Source organism: Brenneria roseae subsp. roseae (genome assembly GCF_003115845.1).
In the GTDB taxonomy this organism is placed as follows: domain Bacteria; phylum Pseudomonadota; class Gammaproteobacteria; order Enterobacterales; family Enterobacteriaceae; genus Brenneria; species Brenneria roseae.
In genome coordinates, this window is record NZ_KZ819031.1 from 99,639 (window position 1) to 121,048 (window position 21,410).

Annotated in this window: 18 protein-coding genes; 13 read left to right on the forward strand and 5 right to left on the reverse strand. The window is 55.2% G+C overall.

The window, feature by feature from the left end:
• Position 1 precedes the first annotated feature (1 nt).
• From DDT52_RS14310 to hybG, 4 genes are all read right to left on the reverse strand, one after another.
• Positions 2-1,399: a Fe-S-containing protein gene (locus DDT52_RS14310; RefSeq protein ID WP_136156955.1), complete on the reverse strand. Its 1,398-nt coding sequence runs from the start codon at positions 1,397-1,399 to the stop codon at positions 2-4.
• 177 nt (positions 1,400-1,576) lie between these two features.
• Positions 1,577-2,104, reverse strand: coding sequence for an iron transporter (locus tag DDT52_RS14315; RefSeq protein ID WP_136156956.1), 528 nt, complete (start codon positions 2,102-2,104; stop codon positions 1,577-1,579).
• 63 nt (positions 2,105-2,167) lie between these two features.
• Positions 2,168-4,078, reverse strand: coding sequence for an FTR1 family iron permease (locus tag DDT52_RS14320; protein ID WP_136157006.1), 1,911 nt, complete (start codon positions 4,076-4,078; stop codon positions 2,168-2,170).
• An 86-nt stretch (positions 4,079-4,164) separates the two neighbouring features.
• The gene (hybG, locus tag DDT52_RS14325; RefSeq protein WP_136156957.1) at positions 4,165-4,434 is read right to left on the reverse strand and encodes a hydrogenase maturation factor HybG; all 270 of its coding nucleotides are present in this window, start codon (positions 4,432-4,434) and stop codon (positions 4,165-4,167) included.
• Between the two features lie 464 nt (positions 4,435-4,898).
• Between hybG and DDT52_RS14330 the strand changes: the two genes are divergently transcribed.
• The 11 genes from DDT52_RS14330 (at position 4,899) to hycI (ending at position 16,258) form a co-directional block, all read left to right on the forward strand.
• Positions 4,899-5,525: a 4Fe-4S dicluster domain-containing protein gene (locus tag DDT52_RS14330; protein WP_109053486.1), complete on the forward strand. Its 627-nt coding sequence runs from the start codon at positions 4,899-4,901 to the stop codon at positions 5,523-5,525.
• Positions 5,522-7,540: a hydrogenase 4 subunit B gene (gene hyfB, locus DDT52_RS14335; protein ID WP_136156958.1), complete on the forward strand. Its 2,019-nt coding sequence runs from the start codon at positions 5,522-5,524 to the stop codon at positions 7,538-7,540. The genes DDT52_RS14330 and hyfB overlap by 4 nt, the downstream gene beginning before the upstream one ends.
• A gap of 67 nt (positions 7,541-7,607) precedes the next feature.
• Entirely contained in the window at positions 7,608-8,549 is a 942-nt protein-coding gene (locus DDT52_RS14340) for a respiratory chain complex I subunit 1 family protein (protein ID WP_136157007.1), read from the forward strand.
• Positions 8,550-8,565: 16 nt separating this feature from the next.
• Positions 8,566-10,020 carry a hydrogenase 4 subunit D gene (locus DDT52_RS14345; protein WP_136156959.1) on the forward strand — a complete coding sequence of 485 codons (1,455 nt, stop codon included), beginning with the start codon at positions 8,566-8,568 and terminating at the stop codon, positions 10,018-10,020.
• Positions 10,021-10,029: 9 nt separating this feature from the next.
• Complete coding sequence (gene hyfE, locus DDT52_RS14350; RefSeq protein ID WP_136157008.1) at positions 10,030-10,680, forward strand: hydrogenase 4 membrane subunit; 651 nt, start codon at positions 10,030-10,032, stop codon at positions 10,678-10,680.
• Between the two features lie 5 nt (positions 10,681-10,685).
• A complete protein-coding gene (locus tag DDT52_RS14355) occupies positions 10,686-12,254 on the forward strand; it encodes a hydrogenase 4 subunit F (protein WP_136156960.1) in 1,569 nt (522 codons plus the stop codon).
• On the forward strand, positions 12,247-13,986 hold the full coding sequence (locus DDT52_RS14360; protein WP_281728910.1) for a hydrogenase large subunit: 1,740 nt from the start codon (positions 12,247-12,249) through the stop codon (positions 13,984-13,986). Before DDT52_RS14355 ends, DDT52_RS14360 begins: the two co-directional genes overlap by 8 nt.
• 11 nt (positions 13,987-13,997) lie before the next feature.
• Positions 13,998-14,582 (forward strand): hydrogenase 4 subunit H, encoded by a 585-nt coding sequence (gene hyfH, locus DDT52_RS14365; RefSeq protein ID WP_136156961.1) that lies wholly within the window; start codon positions 13,998-14,000, stop codon positions 14,580-14,582.
• Positions 14,579-15,370 (forward strand): NADH-quinone oxidoreductase subunit B family protein, encoded by a 792-nt coding sequence (locus DDT52_RS14370; RefSeq protein WP_136156962.1) that lies wholly within the window; start codon positions 14,579-14,581, stop codon positions 15,368-15,370. The genes hyfH and DDT52_RS14370 overlap by 4 nt, the downstream gene beginning before the upstream one ends.
• Positions 15,367-15,789, forward strand: a complete 423-nt coding sequence (locus DDT52_RS14375) for a formate hydrogenlyase maturation HycH family protein (protein ID WP_136156963.1) — start codon at positions 15,367-15,369, stop codon at positions 15,787-15,789. Before DDT52_RS14370 ends, DDT52_RS14375 begins: the two co-directional genes overlap by 4 nt.
• A complete protein-coding gene (gene hycI, locus DDT52_RS14380; protein ID WP_136156964.1) occupies positions 15,782-16,258 on the forward strand; it encodes a hydrogenase maturation peptidase HycI in 477 nt (158 codons plus the stop codon). The genes DDT52_RS14375 and hycI overlap by 8 nt, the downstream gene beginning before the upstream one ends.
• A gap of 36 nt (positions 16,259-16,294) precedes the next feature.
• Here the strand turns inward: hycI and DDT52_RS14385 are convergent, their stop codons facing one another.
• Positions 16,295-18,031 carry a methyl-accepting chemotaxis protein gene (locus tag DDT52_RS14385; RefSeq protein ID WP_136156965.1) on the reverse strand — a complete coding sequence of 579 codons (1,737 nt, stop codon included), beginning with the start codon at positions 18,029-18,031 and terminating at the stop codon, positions 16,295-16,297.
• A 613-nt stretch (positions 18,032-18,644) separates the two neighbouring features.
• On the opposite strand from DDT52_RS14385, the gene DDT52_RS14390 reads away from it, so the two are divergent.
• Entirely contained in the window at positions 18,645-19,187 is a 543-nt protein-coding gene (locus DDT52_RS14390) for a 4Fe-4S binding protein (protein WP_136156966.1), read from the forward strand.
• A 37-nt stretch (positions 19,188-19,224) separates the two neighbouring features.
• Positions 19,225-21,375 carry a formate dehydrogenase subunit alpha gene (fdhF, locus tag DDT52_RS14395; protein ID WP_136156967.1) on the forward strand — a complete coding sequence of 717 codons (2,151 nt, stop codon included), beginning with the start codon at positions 19,225-19,227 and terminating at the stop codon, positions 21,373-21,375.
• Positions 21,376-21,410: the final 35 nt, after the last annotated feature.

Below are 21,410 nucleotides of genomic sequence, written 5' to 3' on the forward strand. Positions count from 1 at the left end.
GTTATTCCCCTTCCTCGTGATCGTCAGCCGCCGCGTTTGAGGTAACAAATTTTCCGGGGCTTTCACGGAAACGGTTATAGTTCGCTTCCGTCGAGAAGAAATAGGTTTTACCACCGTAGCGATACTTATGTTCCGCTTTCACGTTGGTGAGTTTTGATCCATCCACCGGATCAACAACATCCAGAGAAACTATCGTGCTGAAATAGTTGGTTCCCGCCGCCAGCGACGCCTGACCGATCACCAGTTCTTTTTCGTCATTGCTCCAGCCTTCGATCGGTACCGGGTTGCATCCCCCGGCTTTACCAATGGAAGGAATGAAAATGCGCACGTCACAGGCCACGCAAATAACCTGATTCCCTTCCATCACGTAGCCCTGATCGCCACACAACAGGCAGGCATCGAAAACCACGCCCAGCCGCAGACGATCCGGATAGCGATTGATGACAAAAAAACGCACCGCCTTGCCGTCGTCCGCAATCCAGACAAACCGATGCAGTTTGCCGTCACGGATCTGTTCAATCGGAATGTGTACCTGGCCATCTGCCGCCAGCGTCACCGGCAGCGCTTCAGATAACCGGGGGGGCTGTGACGCTATCTTGTCCCAGTAAAGCTGACTCAGCAGTACCACCAACAGTGCGACCAGCGTTGCCAGCACGGTACGCAGCGCATTACGGTAATCTGCCGTTGCCTTACGCTTTTCAATGGGATCGCGTCGTTCATCCATCCGGCGATCGGCTTCCCGTAAAGGTATCAGATACGCGCCAGCCAGCGCCGACATCAGCAGCGCGCTGAGATAATTCAACAAGGGGGCGTTATTGGTGACATGCGCCACGTAGCTCAGGCGCGGTTTGGTCAACCCCAGCACCTGCAATTTCATCAACAGCAGTAACAATGTGCCGCTGGTCGGCAACATCAGCAGAACAAGTAATAGAATCAGCAGCGGCCAGCGCAATAGTTTAACCCGCCGCACAATCAGGCCGCAGAGGGCCGCACTGAAAACCAGCCACGCCAGCGCCACAATGATCGCGCTGAAATTCAGTAGCAAATCGGTGTTAACAACGTGCGTGGTGGTCAATGCGCTCAGGTTGGGATCGCTGCCCCAGTGAACCGCCGCACCGGCGACCAGAATGGCCTGCCACAGGTAACCGATCCGAGGGTGGGAAAAGAACTGACTGACGAGAAACAGTATCAGGCCAATAGCCTGGACCACCGTTATCCACAGTTGAATCTGCGGCCCATTGGGTAATCTCGCCCCCACCATCAATCCGGCAATCAATGCCAGTAACGTTATCCAGCCTAACGGTCTGATTTCAGGCGTGACGCGATGGCTCCAGTTCAACCCTAACAGCAATGCTATCGGCAAAAAGGCCTGTAGTGTGGTAACAAAGAAATAACTCATATTCCCTTCATCTTTCAAGTTGCTGGCGTGTTGGCTTCCTTCCCCTTGAAATCTATTAGGTATAACGACGCACATTCAAGCGGAAAAGCGCACGCCCCTGATGGAGATACTGACAACATTGCCAACAGAGGCGTGAACATTACCGCGATTACGCAGTGGGCATAGAGGACAAGGTAATCACTTGATGCCGACGTATTTGAAATCAAAACTGACATCAAACGGTTTCCACCAGCGGCCAACACCGGTTTCACTGTCAGTATGGCGATGCATCCCGGCTTTGGAAGGCGGATCAATGTGGTAAACCACTTTGTAGTTGCCCACGCCCATCATTTTGATATTCGCGCCGTAGTGCGGACCATCGCTGGCGACCATCGGCATGAAGTTCCCTTCCTGCTTGGCGCCGGTGTCGATATTGGTCAGGGTATAAGCGATGGTCAGGAAGGGCATCCATTCACCCGCGCCGAACCCATTCTTGTTGCCTTCCACCGCATGGATATCCGCTTCCAGATGGATATCCGATTTTGCTGCTGGCAGGCCCATACCGCGAGGCTCCATGTCGATCGGCTGCAAATAAACCGCCGCGATCTCCATTTCATTGATGGTGACAGCCTCTCCAGCCGGATATTCTTCAAACGCCAACGCTGCTGGTGCGGTGAAAAGACCGGCGATTATCGCGCCAGCAATCAGACTTTTTCGCATGTTCATTAACCTCATCCTCGTAAATGTAGAGATCATCTCTCGTTTTAGTGCTTTTCATCACTTCCAGAATCAAATCGCCGAGACTCGCCGCCGCATAACCCAAAGCGCGACTAACGCGGCAACCAATAACAACCCTTGCGGTATCAGCGTTTCTACATAGGGATAAATACCCAGCCAGCTGATTTCCGGAACGCCAATCAGCAGCGTCGGTTCAAACAGTTTCCCTTCAATCAACTCCAACACGCCTTTACCTGCGAAGACAAATGCCATCAGGTACATGAAACAGCCGGTGAACATAAAGAAGGGTTTCAGTGGCAGTTTGACCACGGTAAAACGCATGATCAGATAAGCGATGACCAGAATCACACACCCGATGACAAACCCGGCCAGAATGGAAAGGTGCCCCGCCATGTTGCTGGCATCGCCTACCAGCGCATAGTAGAACAGTACGGTTTCCGCACCTTCACGATAGACCGCCAGGAAGCTGGTCAGCCACAGTCCCACCATCGAACCGCTGCTCAGCGAATGCGACAGTTTGCCTTCCAGATAGGCTTTCCAGTGCCGGGCTTCCACTTTTGAAAGCAGCCAGTAGCTCATGAAGAACAGCATCACGACGGCGATCAGCATGGTGATGCCTTCCAGCAGTTCACGGCTGGCGCCTGAATTAGTAAACAGCAGTTGGAAAATGACGGCCGTGATAACGCTGCACAGCAGCGCAACATAGACGGACTGACGAATCAGCGGCAGCTTGTCGTGGTGGTTGTTTTTCACCAGATAAGCAACGATGGCCGCCACGATCAACAGCGCTTCCATCCCTTCACGCACAATGATCAGCAGGCTGTATATCAACAGGCTCCAGTGCGTCTCGTCGCCGTCGCCCAGCATGGTGACCGCATTCACCAGGTCCTGCCGCAACGCATCCGCCTGCGCCTGGAGTTGCTCAATCGGCTGCCCGGCGCTCATCAGGCTGACCAGACGGGTAAAATATCCTTCCAAGGTGGATTTGAATGCCGCGTCGCGGGAACCAATTTTGTTCTCCATGCCGGTGGCTTCAAACAGGTCGAAATACGTATCCTGCACGGCCATGATGGCCGGTTTAACCTGACCCTGACGGTATTTTTCCAGTGCGGCGGCAATGGCCTGATTGATATCGTTTGTGACTTTCGCCCAGTTCGCGTCAGGGATCCCATCATCGCCCGATACGCTATCGCCCGCGGGCGCCGCGGTGACAGGCTGGGAATCGCGGGTGGTCGGCAACCCCGGCAGCACATCTTCGATATCCTGTATTAACGTCGTGACGCGATAAGCCACATCGGTCAGTTGATCAGGCTGGCTTGTCAGCGCGATCAGTGCCGTAAATTGCTGATTGATGGCCGCGGCCTGCTGAGCAGAGCGATTCTGCCGTACCGACATTTCCATCTCAGAATTTTTAAATCCGTCATAGTGCGCTTGCTGCACGCTCTGACTGGCCTTTTTGTAATCTCCGGCCTGATATTCACTGACCGCCTGGGCCAGTTGGTCGTCGATAATCTTGAAGCTTTGCTGCCAGTACAGCGCAATATCGGCGTTGTCATAGGCGCCGTGCTGCTCCTGCGCCACCAGCCGGTGCCCGTCCGACAGAACGGGAAGCACGGCGGTCAGTTCGTCTTTCAGCCAGGTAATCTTTGCCTGAACCTCGTCCTGCGGCTTGTCCTCGCCAATCATGCGGCGAATTTCACCGAAGGTTGATTCCATCTGATAGCTTTTTTGCGCGGAGATATTGATGCGGATTGGCCCTTCAAGGTTTTCAAACACCTCGAAATAGGCCATCTGCACTTCGACACGGGCTTCGTCCGGCTTTTGCTGCTCGTACAATTGCGCCGTTTTATCCAGTCTGGACTGGATATCCTGAATAAAGGTGGCGTAATCCGCCGCAGCGACAGCCATGGAACTGGTAAACAGCCAGCACAACAGGAGAAAAATCTTTTGCCAGTTGGACATATGCATTGGATGGAGCGTTAATGATAGTTATTCTTATTATCACTTTGCTAATCGAAGAAGTCTTGATTTACATCACTAACGGCATATTATTGACGCAAAAAAATTGTAACATCTTGTTCCATCTCCTCCATTTGCCGTAAAGCGTCCAATGTCGCATGCGCTTCTTTCTCATCCAGACGACTCATGGCAAACCCGACGTGAACCAGAACCCATTGCCCAATCAGTGGTTCACTGCCGATGCCATCCGCCACCAAAGCAATGTTCACCTCACGCCGGACGCCGCATACATCAACCCACGCCGACTGTTGTTCCGCGTTGGCTATCGCTACCACTTTTCCGGGAATGCCTAAGCACATGATGATTTTCCAGTCGCAAGAAAGTAAATCACCCCTTGCAATATTTATGCCACTAATGAATCGCATCGTGATAAAACCAGCGCTAACGCCGCATGCCTTATGACTTTCTTTACATTCGACCTGAGTTAATTTACACAAAAATCCAGTTTTTATTTTGCTACTGATCCAACGATTTATGCGGGTTCAACGCGTATTTCGTGCGCGGGAAGCAAGGGATTTTCATGCCACGCCCCGCACGCGCCCTGTCACCGCCGCTTTGGCTTTTGGCGGAACGAGGCCGCTCCGCGCTGCCCTCGTCAAAAGTGTCGACACGACTGTCGAATTGCTCAGCATCCTCCCGTTTTTAATAACGCCTTCTCACTCAATCCCTTATGTCATGCGGCCTGCCGCACGGCCTCCGTGACGTGGCACAGAATATGCTTTGACGCAGCTAACCTTAATCGATTCCCCCGGAGAATAGGGCTATGAACCGCTTCGTCATTGCGGATCCTAAACGCTGTATCGGATGCAATACCTGCATGGCCGCCTGCACTCAGGTACATCGCCGCCAGGGATTACAAACGCATCCACGCCTGACGGTAGAACGCGACCTTGCCGGCACCACTCCGGTATTATGCCGACATTGCGAAGAGGCGCCTTGTGCCAAGGTATGCCCGGTTAACGCCATTACGCATCAGGATCAGGCGGTGGTGTTGGACGAAAATACCTGTATCGGTTGCAAACTTTGCGCCATTGCCTGCCCCTTTGGGGCGATCACCCCATCAGGCAGTAAGCCGTTGGCCATCCCGGAAACCTTCCGCCAGCACATCCCGCGCGCCGAGCTCTCCGATGTTCCGGTCAGCGTCGCCTCCATCAATCCCCTTCTGGCCTGGAACGCGGGCGTACGCAGCGTCGCGGTGAAATGCGACTTATGTGCTTTTCAGGCCCAGGGGCCGGAATGTGTTCGCGTTTGTCCCACCAACGCGCTGTTCATCATCGACGATCAACAAATTGAACAGTCTATCGCGGCGAAACGTCGGCAAGCCATGGAATGGCCAGCCGGCAACGTACCTTTCCCACCGGCCGAACCTTTGCGGGGGAACAAATTATGATGACTTCTCTGGAATGGTTGGCCCTATCACTGGTGCTGTATTGCGCTGGCGCGGTAGCGTCGCTTTGTCTGTCCCGCCATGAATCACTGGCAATTCTGCTCAGCGGCGTCAGTGCCGCGCTCGGCGGACTGTGCGGTCTTGCCGCCGTGCTGCCTGTACTGCTTGATGGGCAAGTGTTGACCGCCACCTTCGCCGGACCGTTTGCCGACATTGCGCATTTAACCCTGCGGCTGGACGCGCTGTCCGCGTTCATGGTGCTGGTGATTTCCCTGCTGGTGATCGTCACCTCACTCTACTCGCTGGCCTATTTGCAGGAGTATCGCGGACGAGCATGGGCGATGGGCTTCTTCATGAACCTGTTTATTGCCTCGATGGTGGCGTTGGTGGTTACCGACAATGCCTTCTACTTCATTATCCTGTTTGAAGTGATGTCGCTCAGCTCTTACTTTCTGGTGATTTCCGATCAGGATGACGAAGCCATTAATGCCGGACTACTGTACTTTCTGATTGCCCATGCCGGTTCCGTATTGATCATGATCGCCTTCTTCCTGCTCTACCGGCACAGCAACAGCCTTGATTTCGCCGACTTCCGGCAGGCATCGCTCTCCGCCCCTCAGGCTTCCATCGTCTTCCTGCTGGCCTTTTTTGGTTTCGGGGCCAAAGCCGGGATGCTGCCGTTACACGGCTGGCTGCCGCGCGCGCACCCGGCGGCACCGTCTCATGCGTCGGCGTTAATGTCGGGGGTGATGGTGAAAATCGGCATTTTCGGCATCATCAAAGTGGGCATCGACCTGCTGGGGGCGACGGAAATCTGGTGGGGCGTCGTGGTACTGGCGTTTGGCGCCGTCTCCTCCGTTCTGGGGGTGCTGTACGCGCTGGCTGAACATGACATCAAACGTTTACTGGCCTATCACACCGTTGAAAATATTGGCATCATTCTGATGGGGGTCGGCGTTGGCATGATCGGCATCGCGACCCACCATCCTCTGCTCGCCGTTCTTGGCCTGCTCGGCGGGCTGTACCACCTGCTCAACCATGCCGTCTTTAAAGGATTACTGTTTCTCGGCGCCGGCGCCGTCATTTACCGGCTGCACACCAAAGATATGGAGAAAATGGGCGGGCTGGCGCGTTTGATGCCTTATACCGCGATGGCTTTCCTCGTCGGCTGTATGGCCATTTCGGCATTGCCCCCACTGAACGGATTTGTCAGTGAATGGTTTACCTATCAGTCCTTGTTTACCCTCAGCCACGAAGGCAGCTTCGCTTTGCGCCTTGTCGCACCGATCGCCATCGTCATGCTGGCGATTACCGGCGCGCTGGCCGCCATGTGTTTTGTCAAAGTGTACGGCATCAGTTTTTCTGGCGCCCCCCGCAGTGAGAAAGCGGCGCAGGCCAAAGAAGTGCCCTGGCCGATGACTGCCGCCATGCTGCTGCTGGCGCTGTTGTGCATATTACTCGGCGTCGGCGCCAGCGAAATTGCGCCAGCGATCGCGCAGGTTGCCGCCAGCCTGACAAAAAGCGCCGCGCCCGCGGTCGCTCAAGGTTCACTGGTCTTCCCCGGCAATCCCGGTCAGACCTCGCTATCGACACCGCTTATTTTCATTCTGCTGCTGGCTTTACCGCTGCTGCCGTTGCTGCTGTATGTCGGCTGCAAAGGCACGCGGCTGAATTTCCGTCAGCGTGGAACCCCCTGGGCCTGTGGCTATGCTTATGAACCCGCCATGGCCGCCTCGGCCGCCAGCTTTACCCAGCCGCTGCGCGTGATGTTCGCTCCGCTCTACCGGATGCGGAAAACGCTGGACCCCGCGCCGATGATGCAAAACGCGCTGGAGCAAACCACGCTGGCCGCCGAACGGACGGAACCGTTATGGGATACCCGACTCGTGCTGCCGCTGGCAAATGGGGTGCAGAAAGCCAGCCGGGCAATTCAATGGATTCAGCATGGCGATTTCCGGCTCTACTGCCTGTATGTCGTCGCCGCACTGGTGATCTTGCTGTTGGTGACAATGGCCTAAGGAGAACATGATGATCGCTGAAAGCTCAATCACCGGAACGCTCGCCGCCGAAGGCGCTCCCGTGCTGATGGCGCCGCTCTCCACCCTGATACTCTGCGCCGCTATTCAGGCGTTATGCCTGTTGGCTATCGCGCCGCTGATGTCCGGTATGGCAAGGGTTATCCGCGCCAAAATGCACTCACGCCAGGGTCCGGGCGTGTTGCAGGATTACCGCGACATTTTCAAATTACTGAAGCGGCAGAATGTGTCCCCTCAGCATGCGGGCGGCGTATTTCGGCTGATGCCCTACATCCTGATCGGCACGATGCTGTTGGTCGCCATGACGTTACCCATCGTGACGTGGATCTCCCCGTTTGGTGCAGGGGGCGATGTCATTACCCTGCTTTATCTGTTCGCGCTGTTCCGCTTCTTCTTCGCCCTGGCCGGACTGGACTCCGGCAGTTCCTTTGCCGGTATCGGCGCCAGCCGCGAACTGACGCTCGGTATTCTGGTTGAACCCATCCTGATTCTGGCGCTGCTGGTTGTGGCGCTGATCGCGGGCTCCACCAACATCGGCAACATCAGCAGCATGCTGGCAAGCCGCCCCTGGCTATCCCCTACCGCCACACTGATGGCTTTACTGGCCTGCGCGTTCGCCACCTTTATCGAAATGGGAAAAATTCCGTTCGATGTGGCGGAGGCCGAACAGGAGTTGCAGGAAGGTCCGTTAACGGAATATTCCGGGGCCGGGCTGGCGCTGGTGAAATGGGGCATCAGCCTGAAACAGGTCGTGGTGGCGGCGTTGTTTCTGTCGATCTTCATTCCCTTCGGCAAGGCAGAAACCTTTACGCTGGCCGCACTGATCGTTGGAACGATCGCGTTCGTCATCAAATTGACCGTCGTGTTTTTCGTCGCGGCCTTAATCGAGAACAGTCTGGCGCGCGGGCGTTTCCTGCTGACCGGGCATGTGACATGGCTGGGCTTTGGCGTGGCGGCGCTGGCGTTCGTTTTTTATCTCACCGGTCTATAAGGAGTAAGCATTCATCATGGAGACGTTTATCATAAAGAATGTTGCCCTTGCGACCATCCTGCTGCCATTCATTGGCGCATTGCTGATCGCCGCCCTGCCGCAACGGCAGGCCAAGTGGTTGTGCTGCCTGTTTTCCCTGCTGGCGACGCTTGGCATGGGGTGGCTGGCCGGTGATTACTTCGCCGGCGGCAAAATCGATGTGGTCTACACCTTGTACCGCTATGGTCAGGCCGATCTGTTCGGGTTTCAGTTCGACAGACTCAGCCTGCTGATTGGCTTTGCCGTTGTCTTTCTCGGTTTGTTGGTCAGCATTTATTCAACCGGCTATCTGACGTTGGGTAACCGTGAACATCCGCATGAAGGCACTAACCGTTATTACGCGTTTCTGCTGGTGTTTATCGGCGCGATGGCCGGGTTAACGCTGTCATCCACCCTACTCGGACAACTGCTGTTCTTCGAAATTACCGGCGGCTGTTCCTGGGCGTTAATCGGCTATTATCAGACACCGAAATCCCTGCGCTCGGCGCTGAAAGCCTTACTGATCACCCACATTGCCTCCATTGGGCTGTATCTGGCGGCAGCCTGGCTGTTTGTGAATACCGGCACTTTCGCGCTGAGCGCCCTGTCGCAGCTGGATACCGATGGCAAGATCGTCGTATTCGGCGGCATCCTGTTCGCCGCATGGGGAAAATCCGCCCAGCTTCCACTACACATGTGGTTGCCGGATGCGATGGAAGCGCCAACCCCCGTCAGTGCCTATCTGCACGCGGCGTCGATGGTGAAGGTCGGGGTCTATATTTTTGCCCGCGCGATTTTATCGGCAGAACAGGTGCCGCACGTCATTGGTTTTGTCGGCATCGTGATGGCGACCATCACGCTGATTTATGGCTTTATCATGTATCTGCCGCAGAAAGACATGAAGCGGTTGCTGGCCTACTCCACCATTACCCAACTTTCCTACATTTTCTTTGCCCTGTCGCTGGCGATATTCGGCTCGCGTATGGCATTTGATGCCGGCGTGGCTTACATCTTCAACCATGCTTTCGCCAAGAGCCTGTTTTTCCTGGTGGCGGGCGCACTCAGCTACAGTTGCGGAACCCGTATGCTGCCGAAGCTGAAAGGCATGATACGGAAACTACCGCTGCTGGGTGTCGGCTTTTGCGTCGCCGCCCTGGCGATTACCGGCGTACCGCCATTTAACGGTTTCTTCAGCAAGTTCCCTCTGTTCGCCGCCGGTTTCTCGCTGTCACGGGAATACGTCTGGCTGTTGCCCCTGCTCATTATCACGCTGATTGAATCGGTCGCCAGTTTTGCCTGGTTCCTCTACTGGTTCGGTCGCACCGTACCGGGAGAGCCGTCCGAAGAAGTCGCCGCCGCCACGCCCGTGCCCTGGGCTATGCAGAGTGTACTCATCGTGCTGATTGTCATGTCAGTCTGTTCAAGCGTTATTGCCGCCGTCTGGCTGAGCTAAGGATGAATGATGACTGGATCTTTGGTAGTTAATAATCTGGCCGGGCTGCTGATCATTACCTCTCTGTTGGTGATCGCCGCCCGCCGCCCCACGCTCTCCGCCTGGCTATACGCCGTACAGTCGCTGGTGCTGGTGCTGATTTTCGTCTCGCTGGCCGATCTGTTACAAGCACATGAGCTGTATCTGTGGTCGGTGAGTGCGTTCATCACCAAAGTGGTGCTGGTCCCGGTCATTATGTACCGGGCATTCCGCAAACTGGATGACCCGCTGGCAGATGGCGGCGTGGTCAGCCCGGTGGTCATCCTACTACTGGCGACGCTGATTGTGGTGCTGTGCTACTTCGTGGTTGAACCGGTGACCCTGCCGATGGTCAGCACGCTGAAACCCGCGCTGGCCGTATCGCTCGGTCACTTCATGATCGGCCTGCTGTGCATCGTGACGCAACGCAATATCCTCAAACAGGTTTTCGGCTATTGCCTGATGGAAAACGGCGCGCACCTGACGCTGGCCCTGCTGGCGAACCGCGCGCCGGAACTGGTGGAAATCGGCATTGCGACCGATGCGATTTTCGCGGTGATCGTGATGGCGCTGATGGCCCGTAAAATCTACCGGACGCTCCACACGCTGGATGTACGGCAACTGACGGCGCTGAAAGGGTGAATGACATGACCAATACCGATTTGTTTCTCATCCTGCTTGCAACGCCGTTCCTTACCTCGCTGCTGGCCTTTCTCTGCCGGTTGGCGGGCGACCGCGCCTACACACTGGTAAGCGCGATCCACCTGCTCGGCATTACCGCCCTGCTGGTCGTGTCCCTGTCGCTGGTATGGCTGGTGTATCAGGATGGCGAAATCCTGGCGATGCACAACTGGCTGCATCTCGACAGCCTGAGCGCCCTGTTTCTGGCGATCCTTGGCGTGATTGGCTTCATCACCGGTATTTACTCAATCGGTTATATGCGCCACGAAGTGAACGGCGGTGAAATCACGCTCACGACGCTGTGTTATTACTACGGTTTTTTCCATCTCTTTCTCTTCACCATGCTGTTGGTGATTACCAGCAATAACCTGATTCTGATGTGGGCCGCTATCGAAGCCACCACGTTGAGTTCCGCTTTTCTGGTCGGGCTGTATGGACAGCGTTCTTCACTGGAAGCGGCCTGGAAATACATCATTATCTGTACCGTCGGCGTGGCCTTCGGGCTATACGGCACGGTGCTGGTGTACGCCAATGCGGCCAGCGTCATGGCGGAGCCGGGCAACGCTATTTTCTGGACGGAGGTGTTGAAACACGCGGGTGAGCTGGATGGCACCCTGATGCATCTGGCGTTTATCTTCATCCTGATCGGCTTTGGCACCAAAACCGGATTATTCCCGATGCACGCCTGGCTGCCGGATGCCCACAGCGAAGCCCCCAGCCCGACGAGCGCATTGCTCTCCGCCGTACTGCTCAACTGCGCGCTCTTGGTGATTGTGCGGTACTACATCATCGTCAGCGCCGCCATCGGCTCTGAATTTCCGCGCCATCTGCTGCTGGTATTCGGCATGTTGTCGGTCGCGGTCGCCGCGTTCCTGATTCTGGTACAGCGCGATATGAAACGCCTGCTGGCCTATTCAAGCGTGGAAAACATGGGCCTGATCGCCGTCGCGCTGGGGATCGGAGGACCACTGGGGATCCTCGCCGCTCTGCTGCATACCCTGAATCACAGTCTGGCAAAAACGCTGTTGTTTTGCGGCTCCGGCAACGTGCTGCTGAAATACGGTACGCGCGATATGGACGCAGTGAAGGGCATCATGCGCGTTACGCCGCTCACCGGCGCTCTGCTGGCCGGCGGCGCGTTGGCGCTTGGCGGGATGCCGCCTTTCAACATTTTCCTCAGCGAGTTTATGACGGTCAGCGCCGGCATTAGCGCCGGATACGTCTGGCTGGTCATCACACTGCTGATCCTGCTGACCATCGTGCTGGCCGGATTGGTGCGCATGGTTGCCGGTACGGTGCTGGGCACCAGCCCGGAAGCGGTCAGCAAGGGGGAGCTGGGCATACTGACCACCGCGCCGATGGTGGTGTTGTTAGCGCTCATGTTGGTGATGGGAACGCATATTCCGCAGCCGGTGATTCAACTGCTGGAAAACGCCACCACCGTGGTACAGAACGTCCCCCCGGATAACCACCTTACGCCATTGGCAGAGCATTTGTCGTTAACCCCTTCCCGTCAGGAGATGTACCGTGATTAATGAACCCGCTGTTTCCAGCCAGATTTCTCCTGCTGACAGACTTGGCGCAGGCTATGTCGCGCAGGTCAGGCAGAAATTTCCGGCGGCCATACTGGAAGAAGCATGGCAAACGCATAATCAGCTTACTCTGACGGTGAAACTGAATACGCTGCCGGAAGTCGTCGAATTCCTTTACTACCAGCAAGGCGGCTGGTTATCCGTCCTGTTTGGCAACGATGAACGCTCGCTGAACGGCTGTTTCGCCATCTATTACGTTCTGTCGATGGAGGCGGGAGAAAAGTGCTGGGTCATCGTCAAAGCGTTGGTTAATGCGGATAACCCGGAATTCCCGTCAGTGACGCCTCGCGTACCGGCCGCCGTTTGGGGAGAGCGCGAAGTCCGCGATATGTATGGTTTGATCCCGGTTGGCCTGCCCGACGAGCGTCGTCTGGTGCTGCCGGACGACTGGCCGGACGATCTCTATCCGCTGCGTAAAGACGCCATGGACTACCGCCAGCGCCCCGCCCCCACCCGCGAAGAAGAGTCCTACTCGTTCATTAACGAAGGCAGCGGTGAAGCCCGCGTGGTGCCAATCGGCCCTTTGCATATTACGTCTGACGAACCCGGCCATTTTCGTCTGTTTGTCGATGGAGAACAGATTATCGATGCGGACTATCGGCTGTTCTACGTCCATCGCGGTATGGAAAAGCTGGCGGAAACGCGCATGGGCTACAACGAAGTCACGTTCCTGTCAGACCGGGTGTGCGGCATCTGCGGTTTTACCCACAGCGTGGCTTACACCTCTTCGATTGAAAATGCGCTGGGGATTGTGGTGCCTGCGCGGGCGCACAGTATCCGCAGCGTGTTGCTGGAAGTGGAACGCCTGCACAGCCATCTGCTGAATATCGGGCTCTCCAGCCACTTTGTGGGTTTCGATACCGGCTTCATGCAATTCTTCCGCATTCGCGAGAAATCGATGACCATCGCCGAGATGCTGACCGGCGCGCGTAAAACCTACGGACTCAACCTGATTGGCGGCATCCGTCGCGATATCCTGAAAGACGATCGGTTGAAAACCATCAAGCTGATTAAGGAGATGCGCGCCGACATCACCCAGCTTTCCGACATGCTGCTCAGCACCCCGAATATGCTGCAACGCACGCAGGGCATCGGCATTCTTGATAAGAAAGTCGCCCGCGATTACAGCCCGGTCGGCCCGATGATCCGCGCCAGCGGCTTCAAACGGGATATGCGCATCGATCATCCGTATGCCGGTTATCTGGACCTGCCGATGGAACTGCATCATCTGGATGCGGGCGACGTGTACTCGCGGGTGCTGGTGCGGGTACGGGAAGTATTCACCTCACTGGCGATGATTGAATACGGTCTGGACAACCTGCCGGAAGGGCCGCTGCTTAACGAACATTTCACCTATCAGCCACACAAGTTCGCGCTGGGCTTTTGCGAAGCGCCGCGTGGGGAAGACGTACACTGGAGCATGACCGGCGATAACCAAAAACTGTTCCGCTGGCGCTGTCGTGCCGCTACCTACGCCAACTGGCCGGTGCTGCGCTATATGCTGCGCGGTAACACCGTTTCCGACGCGCCGCTGATCATCGGCAGTCTTGACCCCTGTTACTCCTGCACCGATCGGGTCACGCTGATCGACGTACGCAAACAGAAAGTCACCACGGTGCCCTATAAAGAAATGGAACGTTACGGTCTGGAACGTACCCACTCGCCGCTCAAGTAGAGGGATGAATCATGCTGAAACTGTTTAAAACCATCCTCCAGGCGGGCAACAGTACGGTGAAATACCCGTTCAAACCGCTGGAAGTCTCAGCGGGGTTTCGCGGCAAGCCACAGTACGACGCCAAACAGTGTATCGCGTGCGCCGCCTGCACCATGGCCTGCCCGGCCAATGCGTTGACCATGGAAACCGACATCGTCAGCGGCACCCGAACCTGGCAGCTGTTTCTGGGGCGCTGCATTTTCTGCGGACGCTGCGAGGAAGTCTGCCCGACGCGTGCCATCGTACTGTCGCCGGAGTTCGAGATGGCCGTCAGCAGCAAGGCCGATCTCTACCAGCGAGCCACCTTTACCCTGCTGGACTGCCACGTCTGCCACCGACCTTTCGCGCCGAAAAAAGAGGTGGAATACGCCATGGCGCTGCTGGTGCAGTCGGGTCTGTCCGCAGAGGAGATGGAATCACAACGTTCCCACTTTGAAACCTGCCCGGAATGCAAACGTAAACAGAATATGAACCACAGGGGCAATGTCATGCTGAGCCAGCATCTTTCTTCGGCGGCCAGCCGATCCCCCACCTCATTGAAAGGGAGCAAATCATGAGCACCCTGCCTACCGGCGTCGATCACTACCGCACCACCCCTATTGCGCTGGATGAACAGACGCAAAAACTCAAGAAAACGCTGCTGAAGGACATTCAGCGTTCCGCTTACGTTTACCGCGTCGACTGCGGTGGTTGTAACGGGTGCGAAATCGAAATCTTCGCCGCCATTACGCCGCTGTTTGATGCAGAACGTTTTGGCATCAAAGTCGTCGCATCGCCACGTCACGCCGATATTCTGCTGTTTACCGGCGCCGTCACCCGCGCGATGCGTACGCCCGCGCTGCGAGCCTACGAATCAGCACCCGATCCGAAAATTTGTATCTCCTACGGCGCCTGTGGCTGCGGCGGCGGGATCTTTCACGACCTGTATTGCGTCTGGGGCGGCAGCGATACCATCGTGCCGATTGATGTCTACATTCCCGGCTGCCCGCCGACGCCAGGCGCCACCATTTACGGTTTTGCCGTCGCACTCGGGTTGCTGGAACAGAAACTGCACGGCAGCGACCATCAGCAGACCGAGAACGAACAAGCCGCTTTAATTCATCCTGACGTACCGTTGGATCTGCGTATCCTGCTGGAGCGGGAGGCCCGGCGCATGGCGGGATATCGTCAGGGGCGGGAAATCAGCGATGCGTTTCTGGCCCGGTTGGAAAATCAGCCGCTGGACGGGTTGGATCGGCGCATCGCCAGTTGGCTGCAAGCGCATAACGATCCACGTCTGAACGAGATTGTCGGGCAGTTACAGCAAATCTATCTATCGTTAGTGCGGGGAGAACGGTATCGATGAGCGCGCAGGTTATTTTTTATGCTCTGAGCCAGAAGTTTCTCGACACCAAAGATACGCCTGGCGCCAAAGATAGTATGCCGGAGCAGGCTCAGCAGGTGATGTATTACTCACTGGCCATCGGCCATCACGTTGGCGTTATCGATTGTCTGAAGAAGATACTCATTTGTCCGCAGGCCGACTATCAGCGCTGGATAGCGCAGCTTCCTGAAGGAGAGGCGCAGCGAAAAATGGCGGGCCTGATGAAATTCGGTGAAATCACCATCGATAACAGCCATACCAAACTGCTGGGCCACGCGTTCGGCGCCCTCTCCGTTGAACAGGATCGCTATGCGGCATGGACGCAAACGCTGCTGGAGTATCTGAGCGCCATTGAGCGGGAAACCGCGCTCTATATCATGGTGAAACGTATTGATGACTGAAATTGAATGCCGTAGTGAAAATATCGTGTTGACCGTCGGAAACAGCATGATGGGCGACGACGGTGCCGGGCCATTATTAGCCGAACGAATGACACAACACCCGGTGGCGGGATGGTCGGTCATTGACGGTGGCGCCATTCCCGAAAATGCAGTACACACGCTGCGCGCGCGATGCCCCAAACGGCTATTGGTCGTCGATGCCACCGACATGGGGCTGGCCCCGGGTGAAATCCGTATCGTCGATCCAGGACGTATCGCGGAAGATATGCTGATGAACACTCACAATCTGCCGCTGAATTTCCTGATCGATCAGCTAAAGGAAGACATTCCCGAGGTGATTTTTATTGGTATCCAACCTGCGCTGGTGGCGTTCTATTTTCCGCTTAGCGCAGAAGTCGAACAGGCGGTGGACCGGCTTTATCACCGTTTGGAAGACTGGCAGGGAAACGGCGGCTTGCAGGTGTTGTAGCGGCCCGGACGGTGCTCAATCGGGGCCGCTGCGCTGTCAGAACTTTTCCCAATTGTCGTGATGCCGGCCACCGGCAGATAGCAAGGGGGCATTGTTACTCACGGCATTGTTATTCACGGAATTGTTATTCACGGAATTGTTATTCACGGAATTGTTACTCACTATCGCGGGCTGCGTCAGCGGCGCGGCGAGCGAAGAACGTAATGGCGGGGTTCCGTTATCTCCCTCAAGGTGGAAAACATCCACTGCGGCGGAAAGTTCATCGGTTTGGGCATCCAGTTGCGCCGCCGCCTCTGCCGCTTCAACCACCAGTGCCGCGTTCTGCTGCGTGACGCTATCCATTTCGTGAACGGCCTGGCTAATCTGGCTAATCCCTCGGCTTTGCTCATCAGTCGCAGCGGCAATTTCAGCAATCAGATCGTTCACATGGGAAATGGCATCAATAATCGAGGTGGTTGCCTCACCAGACTGTTTCACCTGCTCTGCCCCCGCGGCAACCCGGGATACCGACTCCGCAATCAGATCCTCTATCTCTTTCGCCGCCTGCGCGCTACGCTGTGCCAGGACGCGCACTTCACCCGCGACCACCGCAAACCCCCGGCCCTGCTCACCCGCACGGGCAGCCTCGACCGCCGCATTGAGCGCCAGAATATTGGTCTGGAATGCAATACCGTTGATAACGGTCGTGATGTCTGAAATCTTGTGCGAACTGGCACTGATATTTTCCATGGTTTCCATAACGTTGCCGCTGATCCTGCCGCCCTTCTGCGCGATATCCGCAGCATCCTGCGCCAGCTTACGGGCATGGTGAACATGATCCGTGGTTTGCTTCACGGTGGAACTGATCTGTTCCATGCTGGCAGCCGTTTGTTGTAGAGCCGCGGCCTGCTGTTCGGTACGGCTGGAGAGGTTGTCATTCCCCTCCTTGATATGCGAGGTTCCCAAACTGATTTCGGTCGCTCCCTGACGAATAACCGTTACCGTATCACGCAGGCTTTTCTGCAACCGCTTGATATCCGGTATTAACCTCCCGGCACAGTTCTGACCAAATTCGACTAATTCGACGCCCAGTCGACCCGCGGTCAACTGCGCCAAATGCGACTTCAGTACGCCAATCGGCCTAACCAGATAGCTTTTCAGATAGAATTCGGTAAACAGCAGGAGCAAGAGGCCTGTAATCATGACGGCAATCAGCATATTTTGATTATTTCGGTTGTGATTATTCACCAGCGGAATCAGCGATGATGCCGCCATTTCATCGGCGTATCGCTTTACCTCGTCGCCAAAAGTTTGATTGATTTGGGGATAAACCGAACGGAATAGCTGACGAAATGCGGCAATATCATTACGCTGTAATGCGTTATTCATTGGCTCAATCACCGACGTCACTAACGACGACCAGGTATTATTGAGGGAATCGACCGTCGAGCGCGCCACGCCGATATGTTCTGACGATTTAAAACTCTCCATCGCATCATGGACGTTTTTTATAGCGACCTGCGCTGTTTCCAGTGTTTTTCTGGCGTTTTCCGGATCGTCGTTCTGGAAATAATCCTCCACCCGCGCCAATCGACTAATCGATTGAAAATATTGCTCATTCCCATAAACCAACTGTGCATAAGTTTTCTTTTGGATTTCACTTTTATCAAGTAAATTTGTAACCTGATTAAGCGAGTAAAAATTAAAACCTACCGCCACGCCCCAAATAATCAACAGAAAAGCAATAATAATTAGCACCATAATTCTTATGCTAATATCTTTTAGAAAACTCATAATACACCCCATGAATTTATTAAATACATTGCATACCAGACCGATCTCTGGAAAGTATTTATTTTTTGATCATTGCTGCTGTATCGCCCTAACGTTTCACATTCGTGGAGCAAACGTGAATACCCAGACGTTCCGGAATCCCTGATTCAGATACCGATAAAAAGAAAATTGGAGAGGTTTCAATAGCTCAATTAATACTCACAGCGTGAGAGCCTTCCCTGTTTTTATCGATACCCAATAGATTTCAAGATGCAGGAACGCGGCAATTTGAAAGATGACGGGTATAAGTCCAGTTATTGAAATAAAGTATAGACACTAACGGCTGAAGGTGAGAGATATCCCCCCGTTTCATGATGAATTTATTGCGTGCTTACAAAAAAAGTTGAACCTGATAACGTCGTCAAATCTGCCGACCCTTTGCTTGTTACCATCGTCACCATTGACACCCCCTTCGCAACCCCCTGATCATATTGCATAAATATTATTAATATTCAATAAGTTAAAATAAACTTTATTTTCCTGGCATAAACCCTGCTTTATATAGGGCGATGTGTCACTACACTATTATTTCGACACCCCTGTTTTTCATCTGAGCCAGGTCGGAGACGATGTCATGAATCGGTTCGTTATTGCAGACCCCAGAAAATGTATTGGCTGTCGCACTTGCGAAATTGCTTGTGTGCTGGCCCACAGCGACGGGAAGACGGCCTCGTTATCCCCGGAACACTTTTCGCCGCGCCTCAGCGTCGTTAAAGGGCTGAACATCAGCACCCCCATTCAATGCCGTCAGTGTGAAGACGCGCCTTGCGCCAACGTTTGCCCGAATGGCGCCATCATTCATGCCGATGACTATATTCAGATACAGCAGGAAAAATGCATCGGCTGTAAAACCTGCGTCGTCGCTTGTCCTTACGGCGCCATGACCGTGATCAGTAAACCCGTCGCCCGTATCAGCCATTATCAGGGACTGGGTAACTGCATCAAAGCCGAGGCGCAGAAATGCGACCTTTGCACGGGACGAGCCACCGGTCCGGCCTGCATTGAGGTTTGTCCAACCAAAGCACTATACATGATCAGCCGTGATGATATTCAGGCCATGATCCAACGAAAACAACGGCGTGCGGCGCTTGATGAAGCCGCAGGAATGCAGTTCTGAACGGTGCCGTACGGTACGCTGAAGGAGAAGAATCATCATGCAGAAAGTGATCACCGTCTGTCCTTATTGCGGGTCAGGCTGCAAAATCAACCTGCTGGTTGAAAATGGCAAAGTGGTTGGCGCAGAAGGGGCCAACGGCGTTACCAACGAAGGTGAACTGTGCCTTAAAGGCTATTACGGCTGGGATTTTCTGAACGACACCAAGCTACTGACCCCGCGGCTGAAACAACCGCTGATTCGCCGCCAAAAAGGCGCGCCGTTTGAGGCGGTATCCTGGGATGAAGCCATCAAATTCGCCAGTTCCCGCCTGAAAGCGATTAAAGAGAAATACGGCGCCGACGCTATCATGCATACCGGCTCATCCCGCGGGCCGGGTAACGAAACCAACTATGTGATGCAGAAGTTCGCGCGCGCCGTAACCGGCAATAACAATGTCGACTGCTGCGCCCGCGTCTGCCACGGTCCTTCGGTCGCCGGCTTGCAGGTGACGCTGGGTAACGGGGCCATGAGTAATTCCATCTGCGAAATCGAGCATACCGAATGTATTCTGGTCTTTGGCTACAACGCCGCCGATTCGCATCCCATCGTGGCCCGCCGCATCCTGAAAGCCAAGGAGCGCGGCGCCAAAATCATTGTGTGCGACCCTCGCCACATTGAAACCGCACGCATCGCCGACCTGTGGCTACCGCTGAACAATGGCTCCAACATGGCGCTGGTCAACGCGTTTGCCAACGTGCTGATTAATGAAGGCCTTTACAACAGGGAGTATGTGGCACGCCATACCGAAGGGTTCGAGGAATATAGCCAGATCGTCGCCAAATATACGCCGGAATATGTCGCAGAAATCACCGGCTTGTCGCCACAGCTGATTCGTGATGCCATGCGGATGTACGCCGCGGCGCCTTCCGCCACCATTTTGTGGGGCATGGGCGTGACCCAATGGGGTCAGGGTGTTGATGTGGTGAAAGGCCTGTCCGGTCTGGCGCTGCTGACGGGAAATCTGGGTCGTCCGAACGTGGGTGTCGGCCCGGTGCGCGGTCAGAATAACGTGCAGGGGGCCTGTGATATGGGCGCACTGCCCAATGTGTACCCCGGTTATCAAAAAGTGACGGACCACGAGGTCCTGGACAAGTTTGCCAAAGCCTGGGGCGTACCCAGCCTGTCCGACAAGATAGGTTATTCCCTGACCGATGTGCCGCACAAGATTAAAGAAGGCAAAATCAAAGCCAACTACGTGATGGGTGAAGATCCCCTGCAAACCGAGCCGGATCTGTCCATGATGCGTCAAGCCTTCAACGAGCTGGAACTGTTGATTGTGCAAGACATTTTTATGACCAAAACCGCGTCAGTCGCCGACATAATCTTACCTGCCACCTCCTGGGGGGAACACGAAGGGGTCTATTCCGCCGCCGACCGTGGCTTCCAGCGTTTCTACAAAGCGGTTGAGCCACAGGGCGACGTTAAACCGGACTGGGAAATCATCAGCCTGATGGCAACCGCGCTCGGCTATCCGATGCACTACAACAATACGCAGGAAATCTGGGACGAACTTCGCCATCTCTGCCCGCTGTATTACGGCGCAACCTACGAAAAAATGGCCGGATTGGGCTATGTGCCCTGGCCGTGCACCACGGAAGACAGCCCGGGGACACCGTGGCTGTACGAAGGGAACAAGTTTGACCGCCCTGGCGGCAAAGGTCTGCTGTTCGCGACCGAATGGCGGCCGCCGATGGAGCTGGTGGATGAGAACTATCCGCTGGTGCTGTGTACCGTGCGTGAAGTGGGTCACTATTCCTGCCGGTCGATGACCGGTAACTGCACCGCCTTGCAGACGCTGGCTGATGAACCCGGCTATGTACAGGTCAACCCGGAAGATGCCGAGAGGATAGGCCTGCGCGATCAGCAACTGACCTGGGTTTCCTCACGGCGCGGTAAAGTCATTACGCGTGTTTCCGTCAGTGAGCGGGTCAATAAGGGCGCAGTTTACATGACCTACCAGTGGTGGATTGGCGCCTGTAACGAGCTGACGCTGGATCACCTCGATCCGATTTCCAAAACGCCGGAATACAAGTATTGCGCCGTCAAACTGGAAGCCATCGAGGATCAGCAGGCGGCAGAAAATTATGTGCAACAGGAATACAGTGAATTGAAAGCGCGCCTGCGCAGAACAGCGGAAGAAGTAAACTAGACCCACCTTGCCCGGCGGTCAGACTTCTGGCCGCC